This is a genomic window from Maridesulfovibrio frigidus DSM 17176 (assembly GCF_000711735.1).
GTDB classification, from domain to species: domain Bacteria; phylum Desulfobacterota; class Desulfovibrionia; order Desulfovibrionales; family Desulfovibrionaceae; genus Maridesulfovibrio; species Maridesulfovibrio frigidus.
This window is the reverse complement of record NZ_JONL01000010.1, coordinates 100435-124902: the sequence shown is the minus strand read 5'-3', so window position 1 is coordinate 124902 and position 24468 is coordinate 100435. Positions and strand designations below refer to the sequence as shown.

Genomic DNA, 24468 nt, shown 5'->3' with positions numbered 1-24468 from the left:
AAACTTAGATCATACGGAGCTTTCATGACCAAAAAAGTTGTTTTCCCTATTATTATATTGACCCTGCAGTTAATGCTATTTGTCTCTGCTGCAACTGCGAAGAAAGCAAGCGGAGAGGTTCGCCCCTACGCAGATGACAGCCCTTGGAACATGCCCATCGGACCGAATCCTTCCTATGATGCATACAGCAGTGGATATACAGATGCCATGAACGGAGTGTTCGGATCTGACGCAACCCGTTACACCATGCCTGTCTATATTGTGAACAGCAAAACTCCCATGTCCAAAGTCGTGTATTCTGGCAAATTTTCTGAAGTAACCCGCAAAGGCAGAAGAGTAAAAGTTCATAAAGCCGGCATCATTTCCGCACCAATTCCGGCTGATGCAAAACCTGCAGCAGGCCGAGATGGACAAATCATTGTCTGGAACCCTGATACAGGAGAAGAATGGGGATTCTGGCGCATTGAAAAATCAGGTAACAGCTGGATATGTACCAATTTATACAAGTACAATACCAAATGGAAAGGAATCCCTCCTTACGGCTTTCTTAGCCGTGGAGCAGGTGTACCTTATCTTGTCGGATTGATCCGCCCGTGGGAGATTAAGCGAGGCAAAATTGAACACGCTATTGCCTTTGGTATGAACTACCCCAGCCGCTTAAACATACCTCCATCTACCCGAAGTGATGGACGAGATATGTTCCCCAATCCTCCAATGGGGACGCGCTTGCAGTTGGACCCAAGTCTGAGCGAAGCCGACTTCAAAGCATGGGGACTTGACCGAACAGGATGTATAATAGCCAGAGCGTTACAAGAATACGGCATGATACTCATTGATACCAGCGGACACCCAAAAATATATGCTGAGTACGAAGGGACTGCCCAATGGGGTAAAACCTTACTTCCTAAGACCATTCGAGCGATACCATACTCTGCCTTTCGAGTGTTGGACCTTCGCACACCGTCATTGCTACCTCCACCTGCTGAAGCGCGTGAGAATAACGGAATTATTACTTGGAAGAGTGTGCGTTTTGCCAACCGTTACCAAGTTGAAAGAAGATGTGAAGGTTCTGACTACAAAGTTGTCGCACGCGGTATAGAAGGCACAAGCTGGACAGGAAATTTGCTCCCTGGTTGCGACTACGTTATACGGGCTGTAAACTATAACGGACTTGGCCGAGCATCTGCTCGAGTTCGCATCAGAAAATAATCTATTTTTTTCGTGTTATAAACCCGCAGCGGAGCGCGATTCTCCGCCCTTTTTCTATTGATTTGCATTCTAAAATGCACTAGTTGTGATCATAGGGGAGCGGTAATAAATAACCATTTAAAAAGTTTAATATTTTTTAAATGGTTCACGAATAAATAGACAATTTAAGCTATTATATTTCGGCCGGAGTATTGAAGGGAGTTCATTTGCCGAGAATTAAAAGCACCAAAAAGAATGTTGCTAAAGCATTCCAGGTGCCTATCTTAAAATTTCAACATTCAGTTATGGTACATTTAAAACATAATTTTGCTTCTGATCGAAATTCGATCGGGAAGCTTTTTTGCGTCTTTACTTTGTTAATTCTTGCTCTGGCGTTTTCTATTGCCTTAAAACCGATGTCTGCGTTGGCAAAATCCAATAAGGACCAACACCTTCCCCAGTGGTACTCTATTCAACTGGATACGTACTCTACCGCAGATAGAGCAAAAAAAAGTTATACTAATTTCATCCACAAGTTCCCAGAATACAGCCAAGGCTTACGTATAGAAAAAATTCTATCGCAATACCCACTCCGTGTTGGGGCTTACAAAGATAAGCATAAAGCGAAAGCGGTCTTGGATGCAGTACGCTCCTTCTCTAAGGGGGGGTATATCATACATCCTAATATTCTAGAGGAAAGATTGGTATATCCAACCGACATTGCTAGCATAATAGGATCAGAATCTCCAAAAGATCCTAAAAACATTCAGGATAAAGTTCTAAATTCCCAGCCCGCCACACTAAGCAGTTATCTGGCGTCAGAAAAGACATGCTATTCAATCCAATTGGCAAGTCCTGAATCAAAGGATGAAGCACTAAACGAGTTTGCAACGTTCAATGATTTATTTCCGAAATTATCCAATACCCTACGAATAGAACAAATATCTTCGAGATACGCGGTTAGGGTAGGTATTTATAAAACACATGCAGCCGCAGAACAGGCTCTGACGAATTTCGATATAGAAGAAGGTCCATACGTGGTAAAGGCAAAAATAATTGCAAACCGCTTGGTGCATCCAGATAAGGATGAAAATATAGCCGATACAATCCCAAAAGAGCAAAAAGATGTTCAGGTTGTTATAGAACCTATTGTTATAGAACAGGTTGTTATTGAGCCTGTTGCGGCCCCCGTTATAAACAGACAAGAGGGTCCGGATACAATTGAAATTGTAGAACCTTCTCAGTTGGCAACACCACTACCCTATGAACAGGCTGTCGAGCTAGCTAGTTCCGAGTACGAAACTGACACGGCAATAGCTGATCTCGCACCACTTCAAAAGAATTACGATGTAGTCGAATTTCAAGAAGATCCACAAGTAATAAAATCAAGTGTTGTACCAAGCGTTATTGATAGTCACGATACAGATAATATCATTTCAAGATTTAAAACCAATGCAACGGCTTTAGCTGATGAAGGTGTTTTTTCAGCTATGTTCGCAAATATAGCACTCTCTTTTACGGCTATAGCCTGTATATTTATATTATTGCGCAGTTTTTTCCAAAAAAGGCCCGTCAATAGAGCTAAAACTAAGGGATTCTTTCAAACTGAAAAGTCAGCCCTCAAGCTAGTACCGGAACTGGAACAGCTTCTGCAAAACAACATGAACCAATCCATTCTGGCGGAAGAAAACCTCGTTGCCTTAAACAGTGATGTTAAATCTATCTATATAACAAGTGCATCAAGAAGAGATGGTAAAACGATAACAGCCCTGAGCCTAGCTTACTCCCTGATGAAAGGCAGCGCTAACACTGTCCTTCTGATTGATGGATCTGTCGGGAATCCAGAGCTTCATAGCCTCCTTGGCACCCCCATGGGACCAGGTCTTTTTAATGTCCTTAATGGCGGAATTGAAATTCAAGATACTATTATTGAAACAGCTTACCCACGACTATCTTTTATTCCATATGGCACCAGTAATGGAAATTCCGGAAAATTGGATAACCCCGAGGTCCTTAAAAATATTCTTTCCGAACTTCAAAATTCTTATAAATATATAATTTTTGACGGTTCATCCATGTGGGGAACTCCTCACACGGCCTTGATCTCAGCATGTTTTGACGGAGTGTTAATTGCTGTTGAAGCTGAGCACACTAAATGGGAACTCGTGCAGAACAGCATAGAAAAGATCCAGCGCATAAAAGGCAATGTACTGGGTGTAGTACTCAACAAAAGAAATTTTTACATTCCCCGCTTCTTGTACGGGAAAATATAACGTCATTATGGTTAATTTACATAAAAAAATAAATATCATTTCCTACTTGCTTCTAACAACCTTGCTCATAGCACTGTTGTCAGCTTGTTCTCCCCGCTCGGCTCTAGTACCAGGGCAGGAAACTGATATTGGCACTACCACCTTTAGTGCTGATAAAGGGATATACCCGCCTACAAGCGGCCTTTTCCCTAGCTACTCACTCACTCCAGGAGATGTCCTTGATGTTCTTTTCCAAATCAAGACTCTGCATGAAGTTGAGAAGTATATAATTACAGCCAATGACACGCTCACAATTAAATTTGTTCAGCTTCCTGACCTGAACGAAACTCAACGCGTAAGGCCGGACGGAAAGATCACCCTTGCCTACGTTGGAGACGTAAGCGTAATTAATCAGTCCCCAGGTCAGCTTCAGGACAATCTGAAAAAAAAGTATTCCAAGTTTCTTCGCGATCCACAATTATACGTGACAGTTGATGAATTCCGCGAACGCATTAAAGAATTAAAAAAAGATCTACACACTGCTTCCCGAGGTTTAAGCCGACTGGTTACAGTTCGCCCGGACGGATACGCAACTTTTCCTATGCTTGGAGATTTGATGGTGTCCAACAAATCTATGCAACAAGTAAAAAAAGAGCTGGATACTTTTTATAAATCATACCTTAAAGGGCTACACGTTGACCTGTTTCTGCAGGACCATGCCGGAAGCACGGTCTATGTTCTTGGCCAAGTTCTCAAACCAGGATCATACAAAATCAACAAACCGATCACAATATTTCAAGCCCTGGCTCTGGCCCAAGGAGCTACTCCTGAAGCCAGTTTAGATGATATTATGGTTTTCCGTCGCAAGGGCAATCAGTTCAAATCTACTGTTGCAAACCTTGCCAAAGCGATGTCTTCACCGACAGGGGGTGATTTCTTCTATCTCATGCCTGATGATATTGTTTACGTTGCTGAATCCGGTGTTTATGAAGCAAGCAGAATGTCAGAAGCTATCAGCCAGATTATAATGTTCCGCGGATGGGGAATTTCATTCGGTGGTGACACCTTTGGTATTAGTAACTAGATGAGTATAATTTATGATAAGAACTGAAAATCATCTCCGTGAAATAGTCACGATATTCTTTGTTCAGAAAAATCTGATACTTAGTACTACTGTTACCTTTGTGCTTTTCGCCGCACTGGTGGGTCTTTTCTGGCCTCCACAATATTCCGCAGTTGCTGAGGTTCTAGTTAAAGGTAAAAAAGTTGAAAAAAGCCCAGAAGCTTTGGAAGATACACAAATAAGAAATTTTGAGCTTAACAAAGAAGACCTTGCTTCAGAAGTCCAAATTTTGATGTCACCAGACGTATTGGAAAACACAATCCGTACTATGGTTGCAAATGACGAGTACTATACACAAGAGGACTTAGACCCTGATATCATTTCTCAAAAAGTTATACAGCTACAAAAAAAACTTGATATAAATGTTGTTCCAAATTCAAATATTATTGAAGTCGCAATATCCGGCACCGACGCCGAAAAGGCTAAAATAACTCTAGATCATATCATAACCGCCTATGTCAGCTACCGTGGGGGTATATACAATCCAGGAAAAGTTAAACAATTCTTTTCCGATCAAGTCGACCGCTTCAAGAAAGACCTTGAGGGTAACGAAACAAAACTAATAGAACTAGTCGGCCGCACTGGAGCTCCCAACCCCAATGTTGAAATAGAGCACAACCTTACTCGTAAGCGGGATATGGAACAGCAACTTAGTCAGCTTGAAAATGACATAGTTGAACGCGAAGGACTCATTGACCATCTTGACAACTCTCTCCGGTCTAAGAGCCTGAACTTTTTCTCTTTTATTGAGAACATCAGCATCAACCAGTTGAGTGAAAAACTTCAAAAGCTAATAATTGAAGAAGGTAACTTGCTGCGAATATACACGAAAACACACCCCAAATCGGTAGCTATACGGGAACAAATACAAAATATATACGGTAGATTACGCAACGAAATGAAGGAATACGTCGAAAATCAACGTAACATACTCGATAGTGGTATCGAGAGAATCAGCATTATCAACCAACGCCTCAACGAAATTTCAATCCGAAACGTTGAATTGCATACTCAGCTCATCCAGCAGCAGCGCATCCAACGAGAAATAGACTTATTAAAGCACTCTTATGGGACATTTGCAAAACGTCTTGAAGAAGCACGAATAGGCGGAAGCAATGATGTTGGAGCTTTATTCCGGGTTTCGGTGCTAAGCACCCCCATGACCACAGGCAAAGCAGTCTTCCCAAATGTCAAAATGTTGTTGCCCATTGCCCTGCTGGCAGGTTTTATAACCGGCCTCAGCCTTGGATTCATTAAAGAATTTTTTGATCACACATTCAAAACTCCCGAAGATTCAGAAAAGTACGCAGGGTTGGAAACTATATTTACTATCCCTAGATGGGTACTTGACCCTCACGCGACGGACAAAAAGGCCACTAAGACATGAATTTAATTGAAAAAGTAGAGGCACAAAACAATGCCGCCGGTGATCAAAAAACAACATGCCAAAGCGATTCTCAGGATACTAATAAAAATCCTCTACAGAATGAAAATAAGCAAAATTCCACTCTCAGAATGGTCATTAACAAGCTTGTGGCTTTAGTTATCCTGCTTTTTTTACTTCCAGCATTCTTGATTATAATAATCCTTATTAAGATATATGACCCAGGCCCTATTTTTTATAGTGGAGCAAGGCTTGGTTATAAAAAAACAATGTTTTATATATTCAAGTTCAGGACTCTTCCTGTAGGTGCGCAGGAGAAAATAGGGGCTGAAATCTACAGCTCAAAACATGGAATGCATACACGCTTGGGTAACTTTCTACGTGAAACCAGACTGGATGAACTTCCACAGTTTATAAACGTCCTGCTTGGTGACATGGTTCTTGTCGGTCCGAGACCGGTTCGCCCGGAAGTATATCAGAAGCTGTGCGCCACTATTCCTAGGTATGATAGACGTTTCCTGATGTACCCAGGCTTGGTGGGCTATACCCAACTGTTTACCCCGCACAGCACCCCAAAACACATCCGCGCTTATATTAATAACAACCTTTCCATGCGCGAAGGACAGCTTTTAAAAGACATACAAATAGCCTGCTACGGAACACGGGCTCTTATATGCAACATGGCAAAAAAAGTAGCACGCCTTTTTCTGGATGGGATTATAAACACGAAACTCCTAAACCGTTATACTGAGAAACGGCGTCTACAGCGCGTAATACTTGAGCAAGCTCAAATTTGCTTTGCGCCTTTTGAAGAGAACACGGATAAACACGCTAAGACGCCTGCATACAGATATGCAGGGTATTTGGCACCCGGCTTGCTTAAAGATATTAACGAGACTCATTGCCGTTTTTGGACAAATGAGAAATTGACTGACCAGATATACAGTATTCGTATGGAGACCTCTTTAAAAAAAGGAGGGAGATCTAAAAACAAGCGGGCATACGGTAGAGGGCAAGTGGTAGTAAAAAGAGCAACTCCCCCCCGTAGTGAATACCAATATGAATATGTAATCATCTACGAAAGCGAAAGTCCCCTACAGAAGTACATTATAGACAAATATTATTTGAAAATGAGCATTGCATAACCCGTCTATACAATTATGAACGACACTAATAATAGCAAGGGATTCAATCCAGTATACGTCATTGCTGCGGCAGTAACTATTGGACTTTCTCTTTTTCTGCTGACAACACACAAACCTATCTTGGCAGTAGCCCCTGGATTGGGACTGGTATTCTTTTTTCTGGTATCACGTAACCTCGAGCTAGGTTACATGGCTATAATATTTTCTCTGCCTTTTGCAGCTTACCGCAATATCGGTGGCTTGGAGTATTTACGACTCCATTGGATTTTGGCCTTTTGCATTGTCTTTTTTCTTGCCATCAGACTACTCACAGACAAACAGGAAAAATTGGGGCTAAGCTCTAAACTATGGATCTGGCTGATGCCATACCTCGCCTTATCTTTAGTTGTTTCTATGTATTCAGCCTATCCAAAAGCTGCCATGAAAACCGTTATACTCCAGGCCGTGGCTTACTTATTTATCGGACTGGGTATGATCCTTGTCACCCGAAAAGGGTTTAAGCGCATACTTCCAAATGTGATAATCGCCAGTATTTCCACGGGTTCTTTTCTTGCAGCACTTGGTTTTTTCTTCAATATTTCGTGGTTTGCTGAAAAAGTTGGTGGAGGCGGCTTTAAACGTGGCCTTGGAGCTACAACAGATCCTAACTCCCTTTCACTAATGATCCTATTTGTTATGCCTTTTCTGGCCCGCATGCTCGTAAAGAACAAGCGCACGTCCATTAGGCTCTTAGCTCTATTACTTATATGCGTGAATCTACTGGGATTGGTGACAACATACTCTCGAGGCGGAATGCTCTTACTAGTCCTACTTTCAACTGGGATTGCATTCACTTACGCCAGCCTGTTGTCTGCACGTTATCTTGGTCTTATTCTGGCTCTGGCAGGATTTCTTGTTGTAGGCGCTATATCAGTAATCCCCTCCTCATACTGGGAAAGACAGGCCAGTCTGGTTTCATTCGGTCAAAAAGACCGATCACTCAAGCGACGTGCATCCTATCTTATCGTTGGCTGGGAAAGATTCTTAGCAAGTCCTGTTTTTGGATCAGGACCGGGAGTTTTCAAAAAATACTACGCAGCAAACCCTATTGCCGACAAAATGGTCAGGTCCGGGCATGATCGCGAACGCCCTGCACATAACACTTACCTCGAAGTTCTAGTCGGCGGCGGACTAATGAGCCTTTCTCTATTTCTTGGAGCTCTTATTCAGGGCCTTCGCAACTACAACAGGGCTATCCGCAACTTTATAGCTAACAAAAACAATGATATGGCTATGATTACGAAAACCTACAGATTGTCATATTTAGTTCTACTATTTTTCCTTCTGCTCTTTAGCGATCTGTTCCAAAAGTATCTACTAGTGACATTAGCAATGTCGCAGGTAGCTCTAAACCTTTCACTAGAGAATCATGAAGGTGTAAAATGATTATTTTTGCATGGTGCATTTTCCTGATATCGGCAGCGATACCCGTAACCTTTTTCCTGTACCCGGTTCTCTTAAGTCTGTTCAGTTCTCATTTGAAGATTGAGCCTATCCCCTGCAAGAATAATGTATTCATTCCTCCGAAAGCGACGTTGCTAATTGTGGTCAGGAATGGTGAAGCATTACTTCCTGCTAAAATTGAAAACTGTCTAGCTCTGGATTATCCAAAAGGACGACTAGATATATTCTTTGTTTCAGATGGCTCAGATGACGGAACTGAAGACATACTAAAAAACGCTAATCCCTGCATACGAAGTCTTATCCTTGAAGAACACCAAGGAAAAAACAAATGCATCAATATAGCCCTCCCAATGTTGGAAAACGATTTAGTTTTTCTTACAGACGCAGATGCTATTTTGAATAGCGATGCACTCACTATGATGGCTTCTCGTTTATGCGACTCAACCATCGGTGGTGTTTGTGGCAAGAGAAGTATTATAGCCAACAAAGGAGCACTTGGGGCTGCTCAACATTTATATACGACCTTTGACAGCTACATAAAAGTACAAGAAAGTATCAAATGCTCCATTTCTTCCAATGACGGAAAGATCTACTGTGTACGCCGTAAACTTTTTCCATCACTACCTGAGGGGGTAACTGATGATCTTTACACAGCGCTATGTGTTGTGGAAGCCGGATACTGTTTTGTATTTGAACCACGAGCTCTAGCTTCAATCCCAATTCCCTCACAGCACCGGGAACATGAGATTATACGCCGCAGGCGCATTGTAAACGGGAGTTTACGTGGAATAATGTCCAAACGGAGTTTGCTTAATCCACTTCACTATGGACTTTTCGCGTTCAGCCTGTTCATTAACAAAGTCTTACGGCGCATACTTCCTCTGGCTCTTTTGGGCCTGTTGTTTTCCTGCATGATACTAGCCCCAGAGTCACTGACAATAACTACCCTGCTAGTTGCTCAGATCTTTTGTTACCTTCTGGCTGCAATGCACCGCCTGTTTGAACACCAAGGCCCGGTTTTTATCAGAAAAATAAGCTATGCTGGATACTATTTCATACTTGGAAACTGGGGTGGACTTCTTGCTCTTTGGGATACAATAACCGGTAAAAAGTTCAATAAATGGGATCCTATCAAGACAGCTGAAGTGATACCCAAATGAGTCTTGCACAGAAGACTGAATCCCTGCAATCAGACAAAACAATTGCCTACACAATGTCCCGCTTTCCCAAGGTAACTGAAACGTTTGTACTCTATGAAATGCTTGAGGTGGAACACGCAGGATTACACATTGAACTATACCCCCTGCTACGGCACCATGATTCTGCAGAACACCCTGAAACCAAGCAATTTACACTCCGCGCTCGCTATCTACCATTTCTATCAATAGAAATTATCAAGTCAAACCTGCTTTTTATAGCACATTCACCGCTAAAATATTTTCGCACCTTCTCAGAACTCATTCTTAAAGCATTTCCAAGCCCCAAATTTATTGCCGGCACATTAGCCATATGGGCAAAGGCCGTGCACTTTTCCTGTGATATGCAAAAAAATAATGTGCGTCATGTGCATGCCCATTTTGCGACTCACGCTACCACAGCAGCACTTATTGTAAACCGGCTAACTGGAATTCCATACAGTTTCACGGCCCATGCTCATGACATATTCATGGATACACGTATGCTGGATATAAAACTCAAAGAAGCACAATTTGCTGTTGTAATATCTGAATTCAACCGGAACTGGATTACTGAGCGCTTTGGAATCGAACTAAACAGTAAATTGCACACCATCCACTGCGGTGTAGATCCTACAGTATTTAAGCCACGTCCTGAAATACGTACTCCCGGCCCAATACGATTAATATGCGTAGCGTCATTCAAAGATATGAAAGGTCATACATACTTATTAAAAGCCTGCCGAAGAGTACTTAACAAATTAAAGACTAATTCTACTGAGCCAGATTTTCTAATACACTTGGTAGGAGACGGTCCGCTTCGAACTCAGGTAGAAAGCGAAATCGCAGCACTGAACCTTACGGAAAATGTGATTGTACACGGAGCTCTACCTCGTAAAGAAGTTTCAGAATTAACACTACAAGCGGATATAGCTGTCATGGCGAGCGTGCAAGGAGCTAGAGGAGATATGGAAGGAATACCAGTCTCACTAATGGAAGCCATGTGTGTAGGATTACCCGTGGTCACAACCAGACTATCTGGCATTCCTGAGCTCGTGGAAGATGGAGTAAACGGTTTCCTCGTCCCACCAAAGCAAGAAGAACCGCTCGCACAAGCAATTCAATCTCTCATAGAAAATGAAGAATTGGGGAGAACGATGGGATCATCCGGAAGAGAAAAAGTTTTAAAGGAATTCGACATGCGTATAAATTCGCGCAAACTGGTTCACTTTTTTAATGAGAGTATAAACTCCCTCAATTCCGATATTTTAAACGTTAAATAAGGAGCCCCAATGCTCGAACTTATCATCAAAAATAGCACTGTAGATGGACAGAACGATCTTGTGGACATTGGTTGCAAAGATGGAAAAATCGTTGAAATTAGTCCTGCCATTAAAGCGGATGCAGTGAAGATTATTGACGCTGAGGGGCAGCTAGTTACGCCGCCATTCGTGGATTCTCATTTTCACATGGATGCTACGCTTTCCATGGGCATGCCTAGACTGAACCAATCTGGCACCCTTCTAGAAGGAATCAAAATTTGGGGAGAACTTAAGCCGGACTTAACTCCTGAGGGCATCAAAAAACGAGCTCTCAAGCTTATAACGTGGGCTATTGCCAAAGGAAATCTTGCCATAAGGTCGCATGTAGATACCACTGATCCGAGCCTCATGGCTGTGGACGTTTTACTAGAAGTTCGCGCAGAAATGAAAAATTTCATAGATATTCAGCTTGTAGCTTTTCCGCAAGACGGATTACTTCGCTGTAAGGATGGGCTAGCTCTTATGCAAAGAGCTTTGGACAAAGGAGTGGATGTGGTGGGTGGCATTCCGCACTTTGAGAGAACTATGGACGATGGTAGTAAGTCAATAAAGCTACTCTGCGAAATGGCGGCAGAGCGAGGGCTTATGGTGGACATGCACTGTGATGAATCTGACGATCCCCATTCCCGCCATATTGAAATGCTCACTTACCAAACTCAGCGGCTAGGTTTGCACGGGCGCGTAACCGGATCACATCTCACCAGCATGCATTCCATGGATAATTATTATGTTTCAAAGCTTTTGCCATTAATGGCCGAGGCTCAAATGAACTGCGTTTGCAATCCGCTGGTTAACATGAATCTTCAGGGACGACATGACGCCTATCCTAAACGACGTGGGCTAATGCGAGTCCCCGAGCTCATGGCTCAGGGTATCAACGTATCACTTGGGCATGATGACGTGATGGACCCATGGTATCCTATGGGTACCCATGACATGCTTGAAGTCGCACATATGGGAGCGCACGCCCTGCACATGACTGGTGTGGACCAGCAGGAAGCTCTTTTTAATGCGGTCACAACGAATGGAGCTAAAACTCTTAACCTTGAAGGATATGGACTCTCCCCGGGCTGTAATGCTGATATGGTGGTACTCCAAGCGACTTCAAAGCTCGAAGCCATGCGCCTTCATCCAACGAGGCTTTACGTTATTCGCCGAGGTAAAGTTATAAGTCAAACCCCTAGGGTTGTCGCCAGCCTTACTCTGGGTAAAGATTCTCATAGCGTCGATTTTGAGTAAGCTTATGTGCTCATAAATGCAAAGTGTTAGAAGGATAAATCAATCCATATTTGCGTTAAAAAGCTCATCTTTACTGATTTATTGGCTATTTTCCTAATTAATTTCAGTAAAGAGGTAATAAATGTTACAAAGCTGGCTTATTCTTCTTGCCGCGATATTATTCGAGGTTGGTGCAACCACGTTCTTAAAATTATCCGACGGCTTCTCTAAAATCATTCCAACTATCGCTGCCTTTGTCTTGTACGGATTATCTTTCTGGGGACTGGCTGTAGTTTTGAAAAAAATAGATGTCGGCGTTGCCTATGCTGTGTGGGCTGGGCTTGGAACAGCTGTTGTGGCAGTAATTGGATTTTACTGTTTTGGAGAGAAGATGACTTCCTTAAAACTATTTTCCTTGTTACTAGTCATAGCAGGTGTAATCGGTCTTAATTTTTCTTCCGCCGGACATTGATTAAATAAAATCAATTCACAATGACGCAAAATATAATGTCTTAATTACTAAGACCTATATAGCAACATAAAAACTGTGCCTAATAATTCTACTTCAAAACAAAACAACAAATGGATAGTTATGCGTAAAAATTTCACTGTGATTAAATTATTGGCACTTTGTATCATGATTTGCTTAGGAGCTTGCTCTACTCGCTCTACAACTCCCCCTACACCGATATCTTCTTTCATCCCGGCCCCCGGTTCCTTTAACGTCAAGACTGTTCTTTTTCAGTTGAAAGGAAACGGTAACCCGGAACAAGTAAAGGTCGGCGCTCTCCCCATTGTACAAAACGCAATTCAAACTTTATCCGGTATGGGTTACGAATATCAACCATATGGTGAAGTGGACTATCTTATTGAAGCTCGCATCGGTTCTATCTCCCCCAAGGCGGCTGCTCATAGAGAATCACAGCAGGTAGGATTTTCAAAATCTTTATCGTACGGATCTTCGTTTAGAAATTACCCTGTGGTAATAAAAAAATGGTCTCCTAGCATTGAACGTGTAAAGAACAGCCCAAATGCATGCTATTTGGTTGTGGAACTTCTCATAAAACAAGAGAAAGGTGTGAATGATACAATCTATTCTGGAACTCCAGACCCTATCGAAGTTCCATACGAATTAGGTTGCCCCTTTGCCCAGTGCGGTCAGGGTGTAAATCAGGGACTTACAAACTATTTACAAAAACTTTTCACCCTACCTGCTAAATAATATTAAGCATAAGCTATTCCCTTTGATTTACCAAAAACGAAAAGACCTAGTTATCGTAATTGATAACTAGGTCTTTTCGTTCGAAAAAATATTACTTAAGTATACGCATTTAATAATTTAATAAAAAAAAACTTACTTTTCTAACAGAGCCGTAAAAATGAAAAAATATATAATATTTGCAGCATTGCTGATAATTCTAGGTGGCTGTACCTCTTGGCATAACGACAATATTTCTGACCCAAAATTAAAAAAAGAAAGCTACAAAGAAGACCGAGAATTTTGTACGAAAAGAACGGGACAGCGGACCAACGTCGGACCAAGTAATGAAAATGGCCAGAGAGAGCTAACAAGAAATAGTGATAAATTTTCAGACAATCGCAAAGCAACCAGCACTTATAATGATTGTATGCAGTCTCGAGGTTGGGTAAAGAAATAAAAATGAAAGATTAATATGCTAGAATTTTACCCTACAATCACGCGTTCTTTTAAGTGCTTAATGCACAAAGAGCTACATTCGGGGAGTATTGATAGCCTGAAAATTGAATTTTATCCATAGTTGATAAATTCTCGTAATTTTGGAAATTATCAATATGCCGGATTTTTTGTCTTTTTTTGCGATAAATTTGTGTATTTTTAGGTTTTAAACTTGTATTTTTGAGCAACGTACTTTGCTGAATTTTCAATGTATGGAAAAACAGTGCTTTCATTAATATTGAGAATATCTAGTTCGTTTAATATAGAAATTTTATTGGCAACTGCGATTCTTGCAACATTTATATCAGGTGTTCCGTTTTCATTAAATACGGCATCATTCCCAAAAAGCAAAAAAGCCCCTGACTGTGAGGAAATCCTGACGTTACTCTTTTTACCCTTAACACAAATAACTTTTCGTAAATCACTGGGCATGATTGTCGCTTCAAAAAAAGGCTTTTCGGATTTTATAAAATGAACAAGACGTTTTATTGTCCTCTGCTTATTAAATTTCTCACGGCTAAGAGTAAAATCAATCGATTTTTTTTCATCTTTCGACAATCTAGCCAAATTTGAAATACAACTTACAGTGTCAGAATCGAAATACTTTGTTTTTTCTCTGGGGACCTTAAAAATAACAACTTCTCCATCCTTTTCTTTTACTTCAACTCTATTATTTTCATCTACCCATTGAGATTTACACGCAAAATACAAAGCCATTAAAGGATTTGAAGTTACATCAAGAAGCCTAGTTGGAAGAGAATAGTGTTGCATCCTAACCAAACGATCCAAAGTATATTCATCAGACCTAAAATCAGAAGAATTAGAAACCATCAATTCTTTGTATAACATATCTTCATCATTCAAATAAAGGTAGTTACCATTATCATCCTTGCGAAACAATGACGGTTCTAATTTGTATGTTTTCCTAACAGAATGACCTCGATAAAAAATTTCAACATTCTCACCTTTTCTTTCAGATAATACTTTTTCAATAAACCCTTTAACAGTTGTAATTTTAGGAGGGTTAGATCTCAGATTGGCAGGATTTTTAACATTCGCTCCCCTCTTTTTTGCCAGATTCAAAGACTCATCAATAATTGAATTGTGACGTAATATTTCTACTAAATTCTTATCTTTAACTGCCCAGTGAGTTCTATTCATTTCCCAATTACGAATATCTAATAATTGAGAGATTGGCTCTATGGTTGGAAAAGGAATTTCTTGAACTTTAGGATGAAACTTATACTCAATTAAAACGGACCTTCCTTTGACTTCAATAGAAGTCAAATAGCCAAAACGGACATTCTCAGTCTTTCCTTCATAAGCAAATAAACAAGGCAAAGACATCAACTTAGATTTTTGCTCTTGGTTTAAATCTTCAAAAACTTCTACAATATCTTTATTTGTGTATTCTAAAAAACGGACTCTATCATAACTATAATGAATAGAATCCCATGCTCCTTCCTCACCTGTCACAAAAAGATTATACATATTTTCAATCTCAATTTTATTGAACTTGTTTGATTGAGTTAAATCTAAAAGCTTAATATAAGGTTAAATAAATTCAATTATCATAAAACATAGTTACTATACCTAATTAAAATCCTTCGCGCTACTGGAAATTCTGTTTATCAACTATCGCAATTAAAGTTATCAAACGATTCCGCATATTCTCTCTATCGCCATTCCCCAAAGACTAAATATCAAAAGCCAATCTTTTAATCAGAAGGTAGGCTTTTCTAGTTATAAATAACAGAGTACAATTTAACTAATGTACTCACTAGCAAGCGTATGCTATTTCTTAATAAGTATAAAAAGTCTGCATAACCGTTTCAAAAAGACGAAATGCCATATTCTCTCAACTCTACACTGTATGGAACTCGAATGAAGACACACACTGGAAAACATCTCTCAGATTCCCCTGTAACAAAATTAGTTGCGACTTTGATCCTCCTCGCTTTTTTCGGCCTGACCGGATGCGCTAGCAAGATCATAGTACCACCTATCTCTGAGACAGCTACGGACATACATTATTCGGGTAAATTCGTATGGTTTGATCTCTTTACAACGGATATAAACGCTGCCTCGAACTTCTATCATGCTCTTTTCGGTTGGGGTTTTCAGGATACCAGTACAGCTAATCCCGATGTGAAAACCGTTTTTCAAAATGGTAAACCCATCGCGAACATGATTAATCGCAGCACCAAATCAGAATCTTCGCAATGGCTTTCATACATGTCAGTTCCAGATGTCGACAGCGCCGTTGTTATCGTCCAAAACAATAACGGTTCCGTATATAAAGATTCCAAAGAATTTCCAGATCGCGGCAAAGTTGCCATAATTCTAGACCCGCAAAAAGCCGCAGTTGCACTTCTGACCTCCTCTACCGGAGATCCGCAGGATGGTAATTTTATTCCTAACCGCTGGCTCGGATGTGAATTGTGGACCACAGATGTTGACATGGCTGTGTCTTTTTACCAAAAGCTCGCTGGTTATGAAGTGAATCTCGTAGATGTGCATGCAAAAGTTGAATATCGCATGCTGTTCAGCGACGGTAAGAGGCGTGCTGGAGTAGTCAGTATCCCATGGAAAGACATTACACCTGAATGGGTTCCTTATATTCTTGTCGAAGATGTCCTTCAAACCACTGCTAAGGCGCTGGAACTTGGGGGCAAAATTCTTATATCCCCAGACATGAGCGTTAAAGAAGGCCACATAGCTATTCTTTCTGATCCAACTGGTGCAGTCTTTGGCATCCAGCAACTGGAGAACAATTAAAATGAAACGATATAATAAGCTCATTCTCGCAGCACTGCTGGCGTGCGCAAGCGCATTTATACTTTCAGCCTGCGGGGGACCGGTTAACTACGGTGTCAATTACCAATATGGCACATCATGGGGATCACACCACGACCACCATCATCACCGCCCCGTTGTCAGGCCTCCAAATCGCCCAAACAAGCCTGAAAAACCTAATAGGCCCAGACCGAAACCTTCTCAGCGCCCAGCGAAACGCAGATAATATTAAAAGTAGCCTATTGTTTGGAGCTTACGAAAACTCCAGCACCTCAATAACGATGGAGATGTATCGATGAAAACACTTATCGCTTTAGTTATGTGTATGATGTTCCCGCTTCTGGCTTTTGCAGGTCCACCTACGCCGGATTGCTGTCCACCGGATTACGAACAGACCGTGTTAGATAGTTATCGTATGTTGAAAGTTCAGAGTTCTGTCTATCAAACCCTGCCACCATCGGGTAAAGGAATTAGATTGGGGATTTATCAGGCTCAAGCCGATTACGGCCCCGGCGCATCCCTAAAAAACATGAACCGTCTGGAAGATATTGCTCAGATGGCTAAAGCTCAGGGCATTCAGCTTCTAGCCTTTCCCGAACTATACGTTCCCGGATACACTTTAAGCCCTGATGAAGCTAAAAAAGTAGCCGAATTCTCTAGCGGTCCCAGCATTACCAGAGCAAAAAAAATTGCTGCAAAATTAAAAATGGCCATGCTCGTGCCTTATGCTGAAAAGGTTAAAACCAAAGAGGGACTGCTTTATTTCGATTCCATCGCCCTGATTAATGAAAAAGGCGAATTGGTGACCAGCTATAAAAAAACGCACCTATACGGGCAGCAAGAACGTGACAACTGGTCATTTGGAAGTGAACCACCACCAGTGTTTGAGGTTTTCGGTTTTCCCGTGGGCGTGCTGAATTGCTATGAAAACGAATTTCCAGAACTCTCACGAATACTAGCTCTCAACGGAGCCAAACTTATCGTTGGCCCCACAGCAGCTGATGGCTACTACCGTTTACCCAATGGCAAACGAAGCGCTGTTCCCTACCCTGATATATCTACCATAATGCTTCCAGCGTATGCCTACGCCAACAACGTTTTCTTCGCCTATGCCAATCGCGTAGGCTATGAGAAACGTGGAAAAGATGAATGGCTCTACCGCGGAAACAGCCTCGTCATCGGCCCCCACGCTGACATAATCATCGCCGCAGATCACAGACAAGACACGTTACTGATAGCAGACTGTATTCCTGAATACTACGGTATGACTCACCCTGCGCCTGAGTATAACTATCTCAAGGACAGACGCCCTGAATTATACGGCCCGCTCACAGCGCCCAAGGCTAATTTACCGGGAGGCTGGACATACCCCACCTTTAAAAACGGAAAAGAGATCGGTCGCGAGCAGTAAATATCATTAATAAGAATAAATACCCCCTTACTATTCAGCCAGATAATGAGGGGGTATTTTTATGTGTATGGACAGTATCACATACTAATAATGTAGTAGAGTCTGCTGCGCGAAAACTTGACTTCGTGGTGTAATAACAATATTTATCCGAGCAGAATTAAACTGCAATATAATCAGTTAAGGAGTGTGGCAAGTGCCTGAAAACAAAGTACTATCCATCATTGTACCCGTATATAATGAAGAAGAAGTTCTATACATGTTTATGAAACGTGTTTCTAAAGTTATAAAAACCATACCCGGTATTCAGGCAGAATATATTTTTATTAATGATGGCAGTACAGATGACACTCTGGAAAAACTCATTTCATTAAAAAAATCATACCCACAAATTATGATTATTGACTTCAGCCGTAACTTCGGCAAAGAAGCAGCCCTCACCGCGGGATTACAATATGCAAACGGTGATATCACCATTCCCATTGATGTGGATTTGCAAGACCCTCCGGAACTCATTCCTGAAATGATCACTAAATGGAACGAAGGATTTGATGTTGTCCTAGCTCATCGCAGCAACAGAGACAGTGACACATTTCTAAAACGTTTTTCAGCGAATTGTTTTTACAAGTTGAATAATAAAATCTCAACACCATCGATACCAGACAATGTCGGGGATTACAGATTAATGACCCGCACTGTTGTGAACGCGCTGAACAACCTCCCTGAATCCAAACGGTTTATGAAAGGTCTTTTTGCCTGGGTAGGTTTTAAAACCACGCAAGTTGAATATGTGCGCCCTGAAAGAGCTGTGGGAGAATCCAAGTTTAACGGCTGGAAATTATGGAATTTCGCTCTGGAAGGTTTAACTAGCTTCGGAACCGCCCCCTTGCGCGTCTGGACTTACATCGGAGCACTAGTGGCAGGTATATCTTTTATTATGACCATGAAAATTTTAATACAGGTACTTTTCATGGGTGTTGATGTGCCCGGTTACGCATCTATAATGGTAGCAGTAACATTTTTAGGCGGATTGCAACTTATCGGTATAGGAACTTTAGGTGAATATCTGGGGCGTACCTATATGGAATCAAAGAATAGACCTGTTTTCATTGTGCGCTCAATTTTATAAAACAGAAATTTGGAGAGATCATGCAAGGTTTTAAGATAAATACGGAAGATAAAAACTTTATTATGCTCTTTGCAGGGATGGCATTTCTATATGTCCTGCCTATGCTAATAGCAAACACTCCGTATAATGATGACTTTTGCAGAATCTTAACAGGTAATTCATGGGATGATGACGGACGGCTGCTTCCCTCCCTGCTAATGCGCTTTCTAGTGCACTCCACAAGTATTTACGATCCTGCTCCGTTACCCCTGTTATTATCCATTCCCATCTTCACTATGGGCGGATTTATGATTAAAAAATTATTCATAGATGTGGATAATGCTTTCATCGCAGCGATTATTGCTTTCGGATTTATCTTTAATCCATTCCTAGTGCGTCTTTTCATATACCAACTGGACAGCTTGGGACTTGCTTTAAGTCTGGTATTACTCATTATACCGTTTGCTCTCATTTTACCGGAAACCAACAAAAAAAGGCTTAAATATCACGCGGCTTGTATTCTCTGTATTTTTCTAAGCATGAACTCTTATCAGGCTTCTCTGGGCTTCTTTATGTCCCTAGCCGTAATTGAATTTGTATATAGCGCGTATAAAAATCAATTTAACGGGATTTTTAAAACCCTGTTAAACCGCGTGATGCAACTTGTGCTGGCTTTCGTTGGGTACAAATTGTTTTTAAAATTATTTTTTATTGCCAATATTGCCCGCCGCGCAGCTAATGCAAAAACGTTGGATTTGTCAGGGCAAGGGTTGCAGCAATTCTTTGATAACTGCCTGCAAATGGCTACATCAATACTGATCTCACTAAGTCAAATGCAAACAATCCTTTTGGCATTGCTGTTCACCATAAGCATAGTATTTGTTGTCCACTTATATAAAAAGAATGTCCTTGCGGCGAAGATCAACTCTACTGCGAAGATAGGTCTTCTGCTTATCATCATTGCACCGCTAATAATCTTTACTTTTTCCTTCATACACATGGCCGTACTAAAAAAATATTCAGGATTAAACGTACAGGTTTTGACATCATTCAGCGGCGTTACAGCTTTCCTTTTGCTTGTGCCGGGCTGGTTCATTAATAATAAAAAGATATTATGCCTGCTGGTAGTCCCTGTGCTGCTAACATCATTAGGATTCAGCTATCTAGCCGGTAATCTGGTTAAAATTGAATCAGACTTTCATCAACCGCTAATCACTTCAATTGTTCTGGATATCAACAACTCAAACCCGGGTAAAGATACAAAGCTCTATTACTCAGGACAGCTTCCACATTCACGATACTTCAATCGTATGATAAAAATATTTCCTATAATGGACTCTTTAGATACCAATAATCCTTGGGGCTTTAAGTATCGTCTACCTTACTACGGCTGCGGCTTACATATTGATAATTACCAAGACATCGACCATAAACCGCTTGAAACAACAGTAAACATCCCAGCTTTGCCAATTATAGCTAAAAATCATTACTACACACTTTACAAATATAACTCAGATTTATTGCTGACATTTAAGTAGTACAAAACATGCAAAACATTCTCGATAGGCACCTTATTTTATATATATTAATTGGCATATGGGGTGCTGTAGTTGATTTCGGTTCTTTTTATATTCTAAACGCAATCCTTGACGGACAATACATAATTGCTAACACGGTAGGTTCTTTCCTTGGAATTTTGAATAACTTTATCTTTAACTACAAATACAATTTCAAAGTTACTGACAATTTCCTAAAGCGTTGCGCTATCTTTTTTGCGATTGGTATAAGCGGAATAGTTGTATCTAATTTCATTATGCTGGTCTTGGTAGGAAACTATAATTTAAATAGTAGCTTTGCAAAATTAGCTGCCCTCTGCTTTGTTGTTGCTGCGCAATACACTATTAACCGTTTTGTTACTTTCAAAAAAAATATGTAGCGTCATCAAAATAACCACGCAAAAAAAGGCTCGTTTCAAATTTGAAACAAGCCTTTTTTACATAGTCGAGATAGCTCAAAGGGCTATTTAAGCCGAAGAATATTACTCATCAAAAGTCAATATTGGAAGAACAACACCCACTGTCGTTTCACCTTCTATAGAAGCATCGAGAAACACAGAGCCGCGGTGATTTTCTGCTATTAATTTAATTAAATAAGTTCCCAATCCTGTTCCGGATGATTTACCTTTGGTTACATACTTACCGAAAAAAACTTCACGAATTCCAACAGGAACTGACCCCAAATTATGTACAGACAATATAATCGAGTCAGTGCTGTCAAAAGTTATAAGTATATCCTTTTCATTTGGTGAAGCTTCAACAGCATTACTAATCAAATTGCGGATCATTATTCCGATCAGGCTTTCATCACCTTTAATTGGCCTTTTACTTAATTCATTGAAACCTTTTGTCCGAAGAGTGATTCCCCTAGACTCTCCATAATTACGAATAAGACTTAATTCTTTTTCCACTATATCATAGATATTAATTAACCCATCTTTGAGTTTGAATCTCCCCGACTCCATCTTTGATATTTCCTGATTGAGCGTCGTTATATGAAGCATCCGATCAGCCATTTTCTTGATTTCATCAACGAGCAGTAACTGATCGGCAGATAAATCTTCGTCCATTTGTAAATAAGTCATACCAGAGGAAATAGAAGCCGCAGGTGAGCGTAGCTCATGCCTTACCATATTCTCGACATCCTTCCGCCTAGTCTCTTCGCTTATACGCATTGATAGCTCTTTTTCAGCGATATCTTTGCTGGATTCTAGGCGCCTATTCAGGGAAAAGAAAGTAACAGCAAAGAGTAGCGATACAGCTAACAACACACATGCGACAGCGAGAGTTCCACGGTGTTGCTTAACCGCCTCCCACAATGTCACCTTACCAAAATCTTTATAAGGATCTACTTTAAGAGACTTTAGCAGATTATGAACAGGCTGGTAGTTCGAAGGAATAGTCCAACCTGTTACTAAAGAATCCGCAGCTGCAATACTATCAGCAGGCATGGCAAAAAGAGCACTTGCAACCCTGCGCGCAAGTTGATCTGATACGTGCTCAAGCTTCGCGATAGGCCACTCAGGATAAAGGTGTGTACTTAACATGAATGGGAAAGCAGAGCCATAACAAGGGCAATCTAATGATTTAAGCTCTTTAAAATCTTTAATATCAATGGAACCTTCTCTTTCCATTCTTTCGAGAGTATCGGTACGAACTGTTCCCGCATCAACAACTCCATCACGAACAGCCACAACTACAGAATCATGTGTTCCTGTAAAAAGCAGCTCTTTAAAACTTTTTTCCTTGTTAGGTAAAAAAGGAATCATCGCGTATAAGCCAACCCGCCAACCACCTAATGATTTCTCATCTACAGCAGCAAATTTTTTACCCGGCAGCTCTTCCAAAGATTTAATGTTACTATCAGAGCGCGTGAATATAACCCCACCGAACCGGGTATAACCTTTCCCCTCAATAAGATTCTTCATCGTAGCAATTCTCGTAACATTGTAATAATGTTCAAGATTTATATAGATAGATGAATTTGCAAGAATAAAATCAATTTCACGATTCTGAACAGCGCGTTCTATTTCATCAAAAGCTAATGGAACTATTTTAAAAGTCACTCCGTCAACTTTCTGGGTCAAAAACTGGGCTGTAGCCTGCCAGTTATTAAGGCACTGGATAGCTCCTCTTTTAGCTAAAACACCGATCAGCTTTTCGGAAGAATTACTCACCGCAGAACTATTGGAAGGATTCAAAAACAAACAAAATAGAAAAATAGAAATTATATAAATAGTCTTAAAACCGAAAATATTATTATTCCGGTTTTTGGATAAAATCATGAACTACTCCAGCATATTAAATAGTAAGGCTTAGGATCTAAGGATTTCAACGATAGTAGTATCATCATTTTGTTCAGCGCCATTGCGCCATATTCTTACCGCTTCCGCAAGCTTATCACCCATTAATATATTATTTGATGTAAGTAAAACATTCATAACCCGTTCATCTCCGAACAGTTCCTTAGTCGAATTTTCTGCCTCAGTAACACCTGATCCTGCCACACTTTTCTGGACAGTTAGTTAAGCCACAAAAATATTTTCCTGACAGTTGATTTCAAATTCAGCAGGGGACTTCAAGCCATTGCTAGAATGACGCCTTCTGTGATTATAGTAGGCCTTAATATATTGAAACAGAGCTATTTCTGCTTCATGTTTATCTGAAAATATTCTGAGATAGACCATTTGTGTTTTCAAAGTGAGAAAAAAGGACTCGACAACCGCATTATCCCAGCAGTTGCCCCTTCGACTCATACTTTGGATGCAGCCATGTTTTGCGAGCTGTTCTCTGAATTCCCGACGAACAGATTGCACGCCTTGGTCACTGTGAACCATTAGTCCTTTAGCAGGCCTGCGCCGGAGAAAAGCCTTATTGAAGGCGCGAATAACTGAACTTCTTTCCAGAGAATCACTTAAATCCCATCTAACAACAATCCGTGAAAACAAGCCTATAAAAACTGTAAGATAAAACCATTTTCTGCCTACTTTTATGCACGTAATATCCGTTGCCAAAACTGCGTTCGGTCTAGATACAGAAAAGGGGCGGTTCAACAGGTTGGGCGCGGCTGTTTCCTTGTGAAAGGAATCAGTGGTAACCACAAATTTTCGTACCGTTTTACACTGAAATCCCATGGCCTTTATTTTTCTTGCAATTCGTGCTCGGCTGACTTTTCTAAACCGTTCCTCTGCTTGTTAATCTGCAATGATCATAAGGCTTCCTGCCATTTGACCATGCTCAAAATAAAGCTCACGAATATGACTCTTCAACATCTTATTTTCAATAAATCTCTTTGATTCAGGTCTTGATAACCAACTATAAAAACTGCTCCAAGAAACTTCTAGGGTCCGGCACATCTTCTTCTAAAACGTCCTTCCCATGCCCGGAAAAGGCTGCTCCTGCGCTACGAGAGTACTCGCGTCGCCAGCGATAAAGTATGGCGTAAGAAATTCCGAGGCTTTCTGCCACTTCAGAATGTGTACGAGAAGGATCTTCGCTTAAAAGAACTGCATTGCGTTTGAACTCTAGATCATAAGTTCGACGTTTGGAATTAGTCATTTGCTTTTCCTGTGAAAGTCAGGATAGCGACTTAACTGCGTGTCCACAACTCTGTATCAGAATCATGACCACAAATAATGTTTTCATATAGATATA

21 protein-coding genes and 1 pseudogene are annotated in these 24468 nt (G+C 40.8%); 18 read left to right on the top strand and 4 right to left on the bottom strand.

Annotation, left to right across the window (positions count from 1 at the left end; all coding sequences use genetic code 11):
• Positions 1–24 precede the first annotated feature (24 nt).
• The 12 genes from BR06_RS0117395 to BR06_RS0117340 all read left to right on the top strand — a co-directional run bounded on the left by BR06_RS0117395 (position 25) and on the right by BR06_RS0117340 (position 13908).
• Entirely contained in the window at positions 25–1209 is a 1185-nt protein-coding gene (locus tag BR06_RS0117395) for a hypothetical protein (RefSeq protein ID WP_031485368.1), read from the top strand.
• 206 nt (positions 1210–1415) lie between these two features.
• On the top strand, positions 1416–3461 hold the full coding sequence (locus tag BR06_RS0117390; protein ID WP_031485365.1) for an SPOR domain-containing protein: 2046 nt from the start codon (positions 1416–1418) through the stop codon (positions 3459–3461).
• A 7-nt stretch (positions 3462–3468) separates the two neighbouring features.
• Positions 3469–4524 (top strand): polysaccharide biosynthesis/export family protein, encoded by a 1056-nt coding sequence (locus BR06_RS0117385; RefSeq protein WP_051677173.1) that lies wholly within the window; start codon positions 3469–3471, stop codon positions 4522–4524.
• 13 nt (positions 4525–4537) lie between these two features.
• A complete protein-coding gene (locus BR06_RS0117380; protein ID WP_031485360.1) occupies positions 4538–5950 on the top strand; it encodes a GumC family protein in 1413 nt (470 codons plus the stop codon).
• A complete protein-coding gene (locus BR06_RS19930) occupies positions 5947–7092 on the top strand; it encodes a sugar transferase (RefSeq protein ID WP_051677172.1) in 1146 nt (381 codons plus the stop codon). The genes BR06_RS0117380 and BR06_RS19930 overlap by 4 nt, the downstream gene beginning before the upstream one ends.
• 15 nt (positions 7093–7107) lie before the next feature.
• Positions 7108–8517, top strand: coding sequence for an O-antigen ligase family protein (locus tag BR06_RS0117370; protein WP_051677171.1), 1410 nt, complete (start codon positions 7108–7110; stop codon positions 8515–8517).
• Positions 8514–9695 (top strand): glycosyltransferase, encoded by a 1182-nt coding sequence (locus BR06_RS0117365; protein WP_031485354.1) that lies wholly within the window; start codon positions 8514–8516, stop codon positions 9693–9695. Before BR06_RS0117370 ends, BR06_RS0117365 begins: the two co-directional genes overlap by 4 nt.
• Positions 9692–10993 (top strand): glycosyltransferase family 4 protein, encoded by a 1302-nt coding sequence (locus BR06_RS0117360; protein ID WP_051677170.1) that lies wholly within the window; start codon positions 9692–9694, stop codon positions 10991–10993. The genes BR06_RS0117365 and BR06_RS0117360 overlap by 4 nt, the downstream gene beginning before the upstream one ends.
• Before the next feature lie 9 nt (positions 10994–11002).
• Entirely contained in the window at positions 11003–12271 is a 1269-nt protein-coding gene (locus BR06_RS0117355) for an amidohydrolase family protein (RefSeq protein WP_031485350.1), read from the top strand.
• Positions 12272–12392: 121 nt separating this feature from the next.
• Positions 12393–12722, top strand: a complete 330-nt coding sequence (locus BR06_RS0117350; protein WP_031485348.1) for a DMT family transporter — start codon at positions 12393–12395, stop codon at positions 12720–12722.
• Positions 12723–12842: 120 nt separating this feature from the next.
• Complete coding sequence (locus BR06_RS0117345; protein WP_031485346.1) at positions 12843–13472, top strand: hypothetical protein; 630 nt, start codon at positions 12843–12845, stop codon at positions 13470–13472.
• Positions 13473–13629: 157 nt separating this feature from the next.
• Positions 13630–13908, top strand: coding sequence for a hypothetical protein (locus BR06_RS0117340; RefSeq protein ID WP_031485345.1), 279 nt, complete (start codon positions 13630–13632; stop codon positions 13906–13908).
• 197 nt (positions 13909–14105) lie between these two features.
• Here the strand turns inward: BR06_RS0117340 and BR06_RS0117335 are convergent, their stop codons facing one another.
• A complete protein-coding gene (locus tag BR06_RS0117335; protein WP_031485343.1) occupies positions 14106–15437 on the bottom strand; it encodes an FRG domain-containing protein in 1332 nt (443 codons plus the stop codon).
• A 393-nt stretch (positions 15438–15830) separates the two neighbouring features.
• Here BR06_RS0117335 and BR06_RS0117330 point away from each other — a divergent pair, with 393 nt between their 5' ends.
• From BR06_RS0117330 to BR06_RS0117310, 6 genes are all read left to right on the top strand, one after another.
• Positions 15831–16724, top strand: a complete 894-nt coding sequence (locus tag BR06_RS0117330) for a VOC family protein (protein WP_031485341.1) — start codon at positions 15831–15833, stop codon at positions 16722–16724.
• Position 16725: 1 nt separating this feature from the next.
• Positions 16726–16968 (top strand): hypothetical protein, encoded by a 243-nt coding sequence (locus BR06_RS20380; protein WP_156952730.1) that lies wholly within the window; start codon positions 16726–16728, stop codon positions 16966–16968.
• A gap of 69 nt (positions 16969–17037) precedes the next feature.
• Positions 17038–18153 carry a carbon-nitrogen hydrolase family protein gene (locus BR06_RS0117325; protein ID WP_051677169.1) on the top strand — a complete coding sequence of 372 codons (1116 nt, stop codon included), beginning with the start codon at positions 17038–17040 and terminating at the stop codon, positions 18151–18153.
• Between the two features lie 193 nt (positions 18154–18346).
• Positions 18347–19279: a glycosyltransferase family 2 protein gene (locus tag BR06_RS0117320; protein WP_051677168.1), complete on the top strand. Its 933-nt coding sequence runs from the start codon at positions 18347–18349 to the stop codon at positions 19277–19279.
• A gap of 20 nt (positions 19280–19299) precedes the next feature.
• Positions 19300–20796: a glucosyltransferase domain-containing protein gene (locus BR06_RS0117315; RefSeq protein ID WP_031485335.1), complete on the top strand. Its 1497-nt coding sequence runs from the start codon at positions 19300–19302 to the stop codon at positions 20794–20796.
• An 8-nt stretch (positions 20797–20804) separates the two neighbouring features.
• Positions 20805–21194, top strand: a complete 390-nt coding sequence (locus BR06_RS0117310; protein ID WP_031485333.1) for a GtrA family protein — start codon at positions 20805–20807, stop codon at positions 21192–21194.
• Positions 21195–21296: 102 nt separating this feature from the next.
• On the opposite strand, the gene BR06_RS19925 is transcribed toward BR06_RS0117310, so the two are convergent.
• The 3 genes and pseudogenes from BR06_RS19925 to BR06_RS20200 form a co-directional block, all read right to left on the bottom strand.
• Positions 21297–23099, bottom strand: a complete 1803-nt coding sequence (locus BR06_RS19925) for a sensor histidine kinase (RefSeq protein WP_051677167.1) — start codon at positions 23097–23099, stop codon at positions 21297–21299.
• A 30-nt stretch (positions 23100–23129) separates the two neighbouring features.
• A complete protein-coding gene (locus BR06_RS0117300) occupies positions 23130–23321 on the bottom strand; it encodes a SpoIIE family protein phosphatase (RefSeq protein WP_031485330.1) in 192 nt (63 codons plus the stop codon).
• An 18-nt stretch (positions 23322–23339) separates the two neighbouring features.
• Positions 23340–24372: pseudogene (locus tag BR06_RS20200) on the bottom strand (IS3 family transposase).
• Positions 24373–24468: the final 96 nt, after the last annotated feature.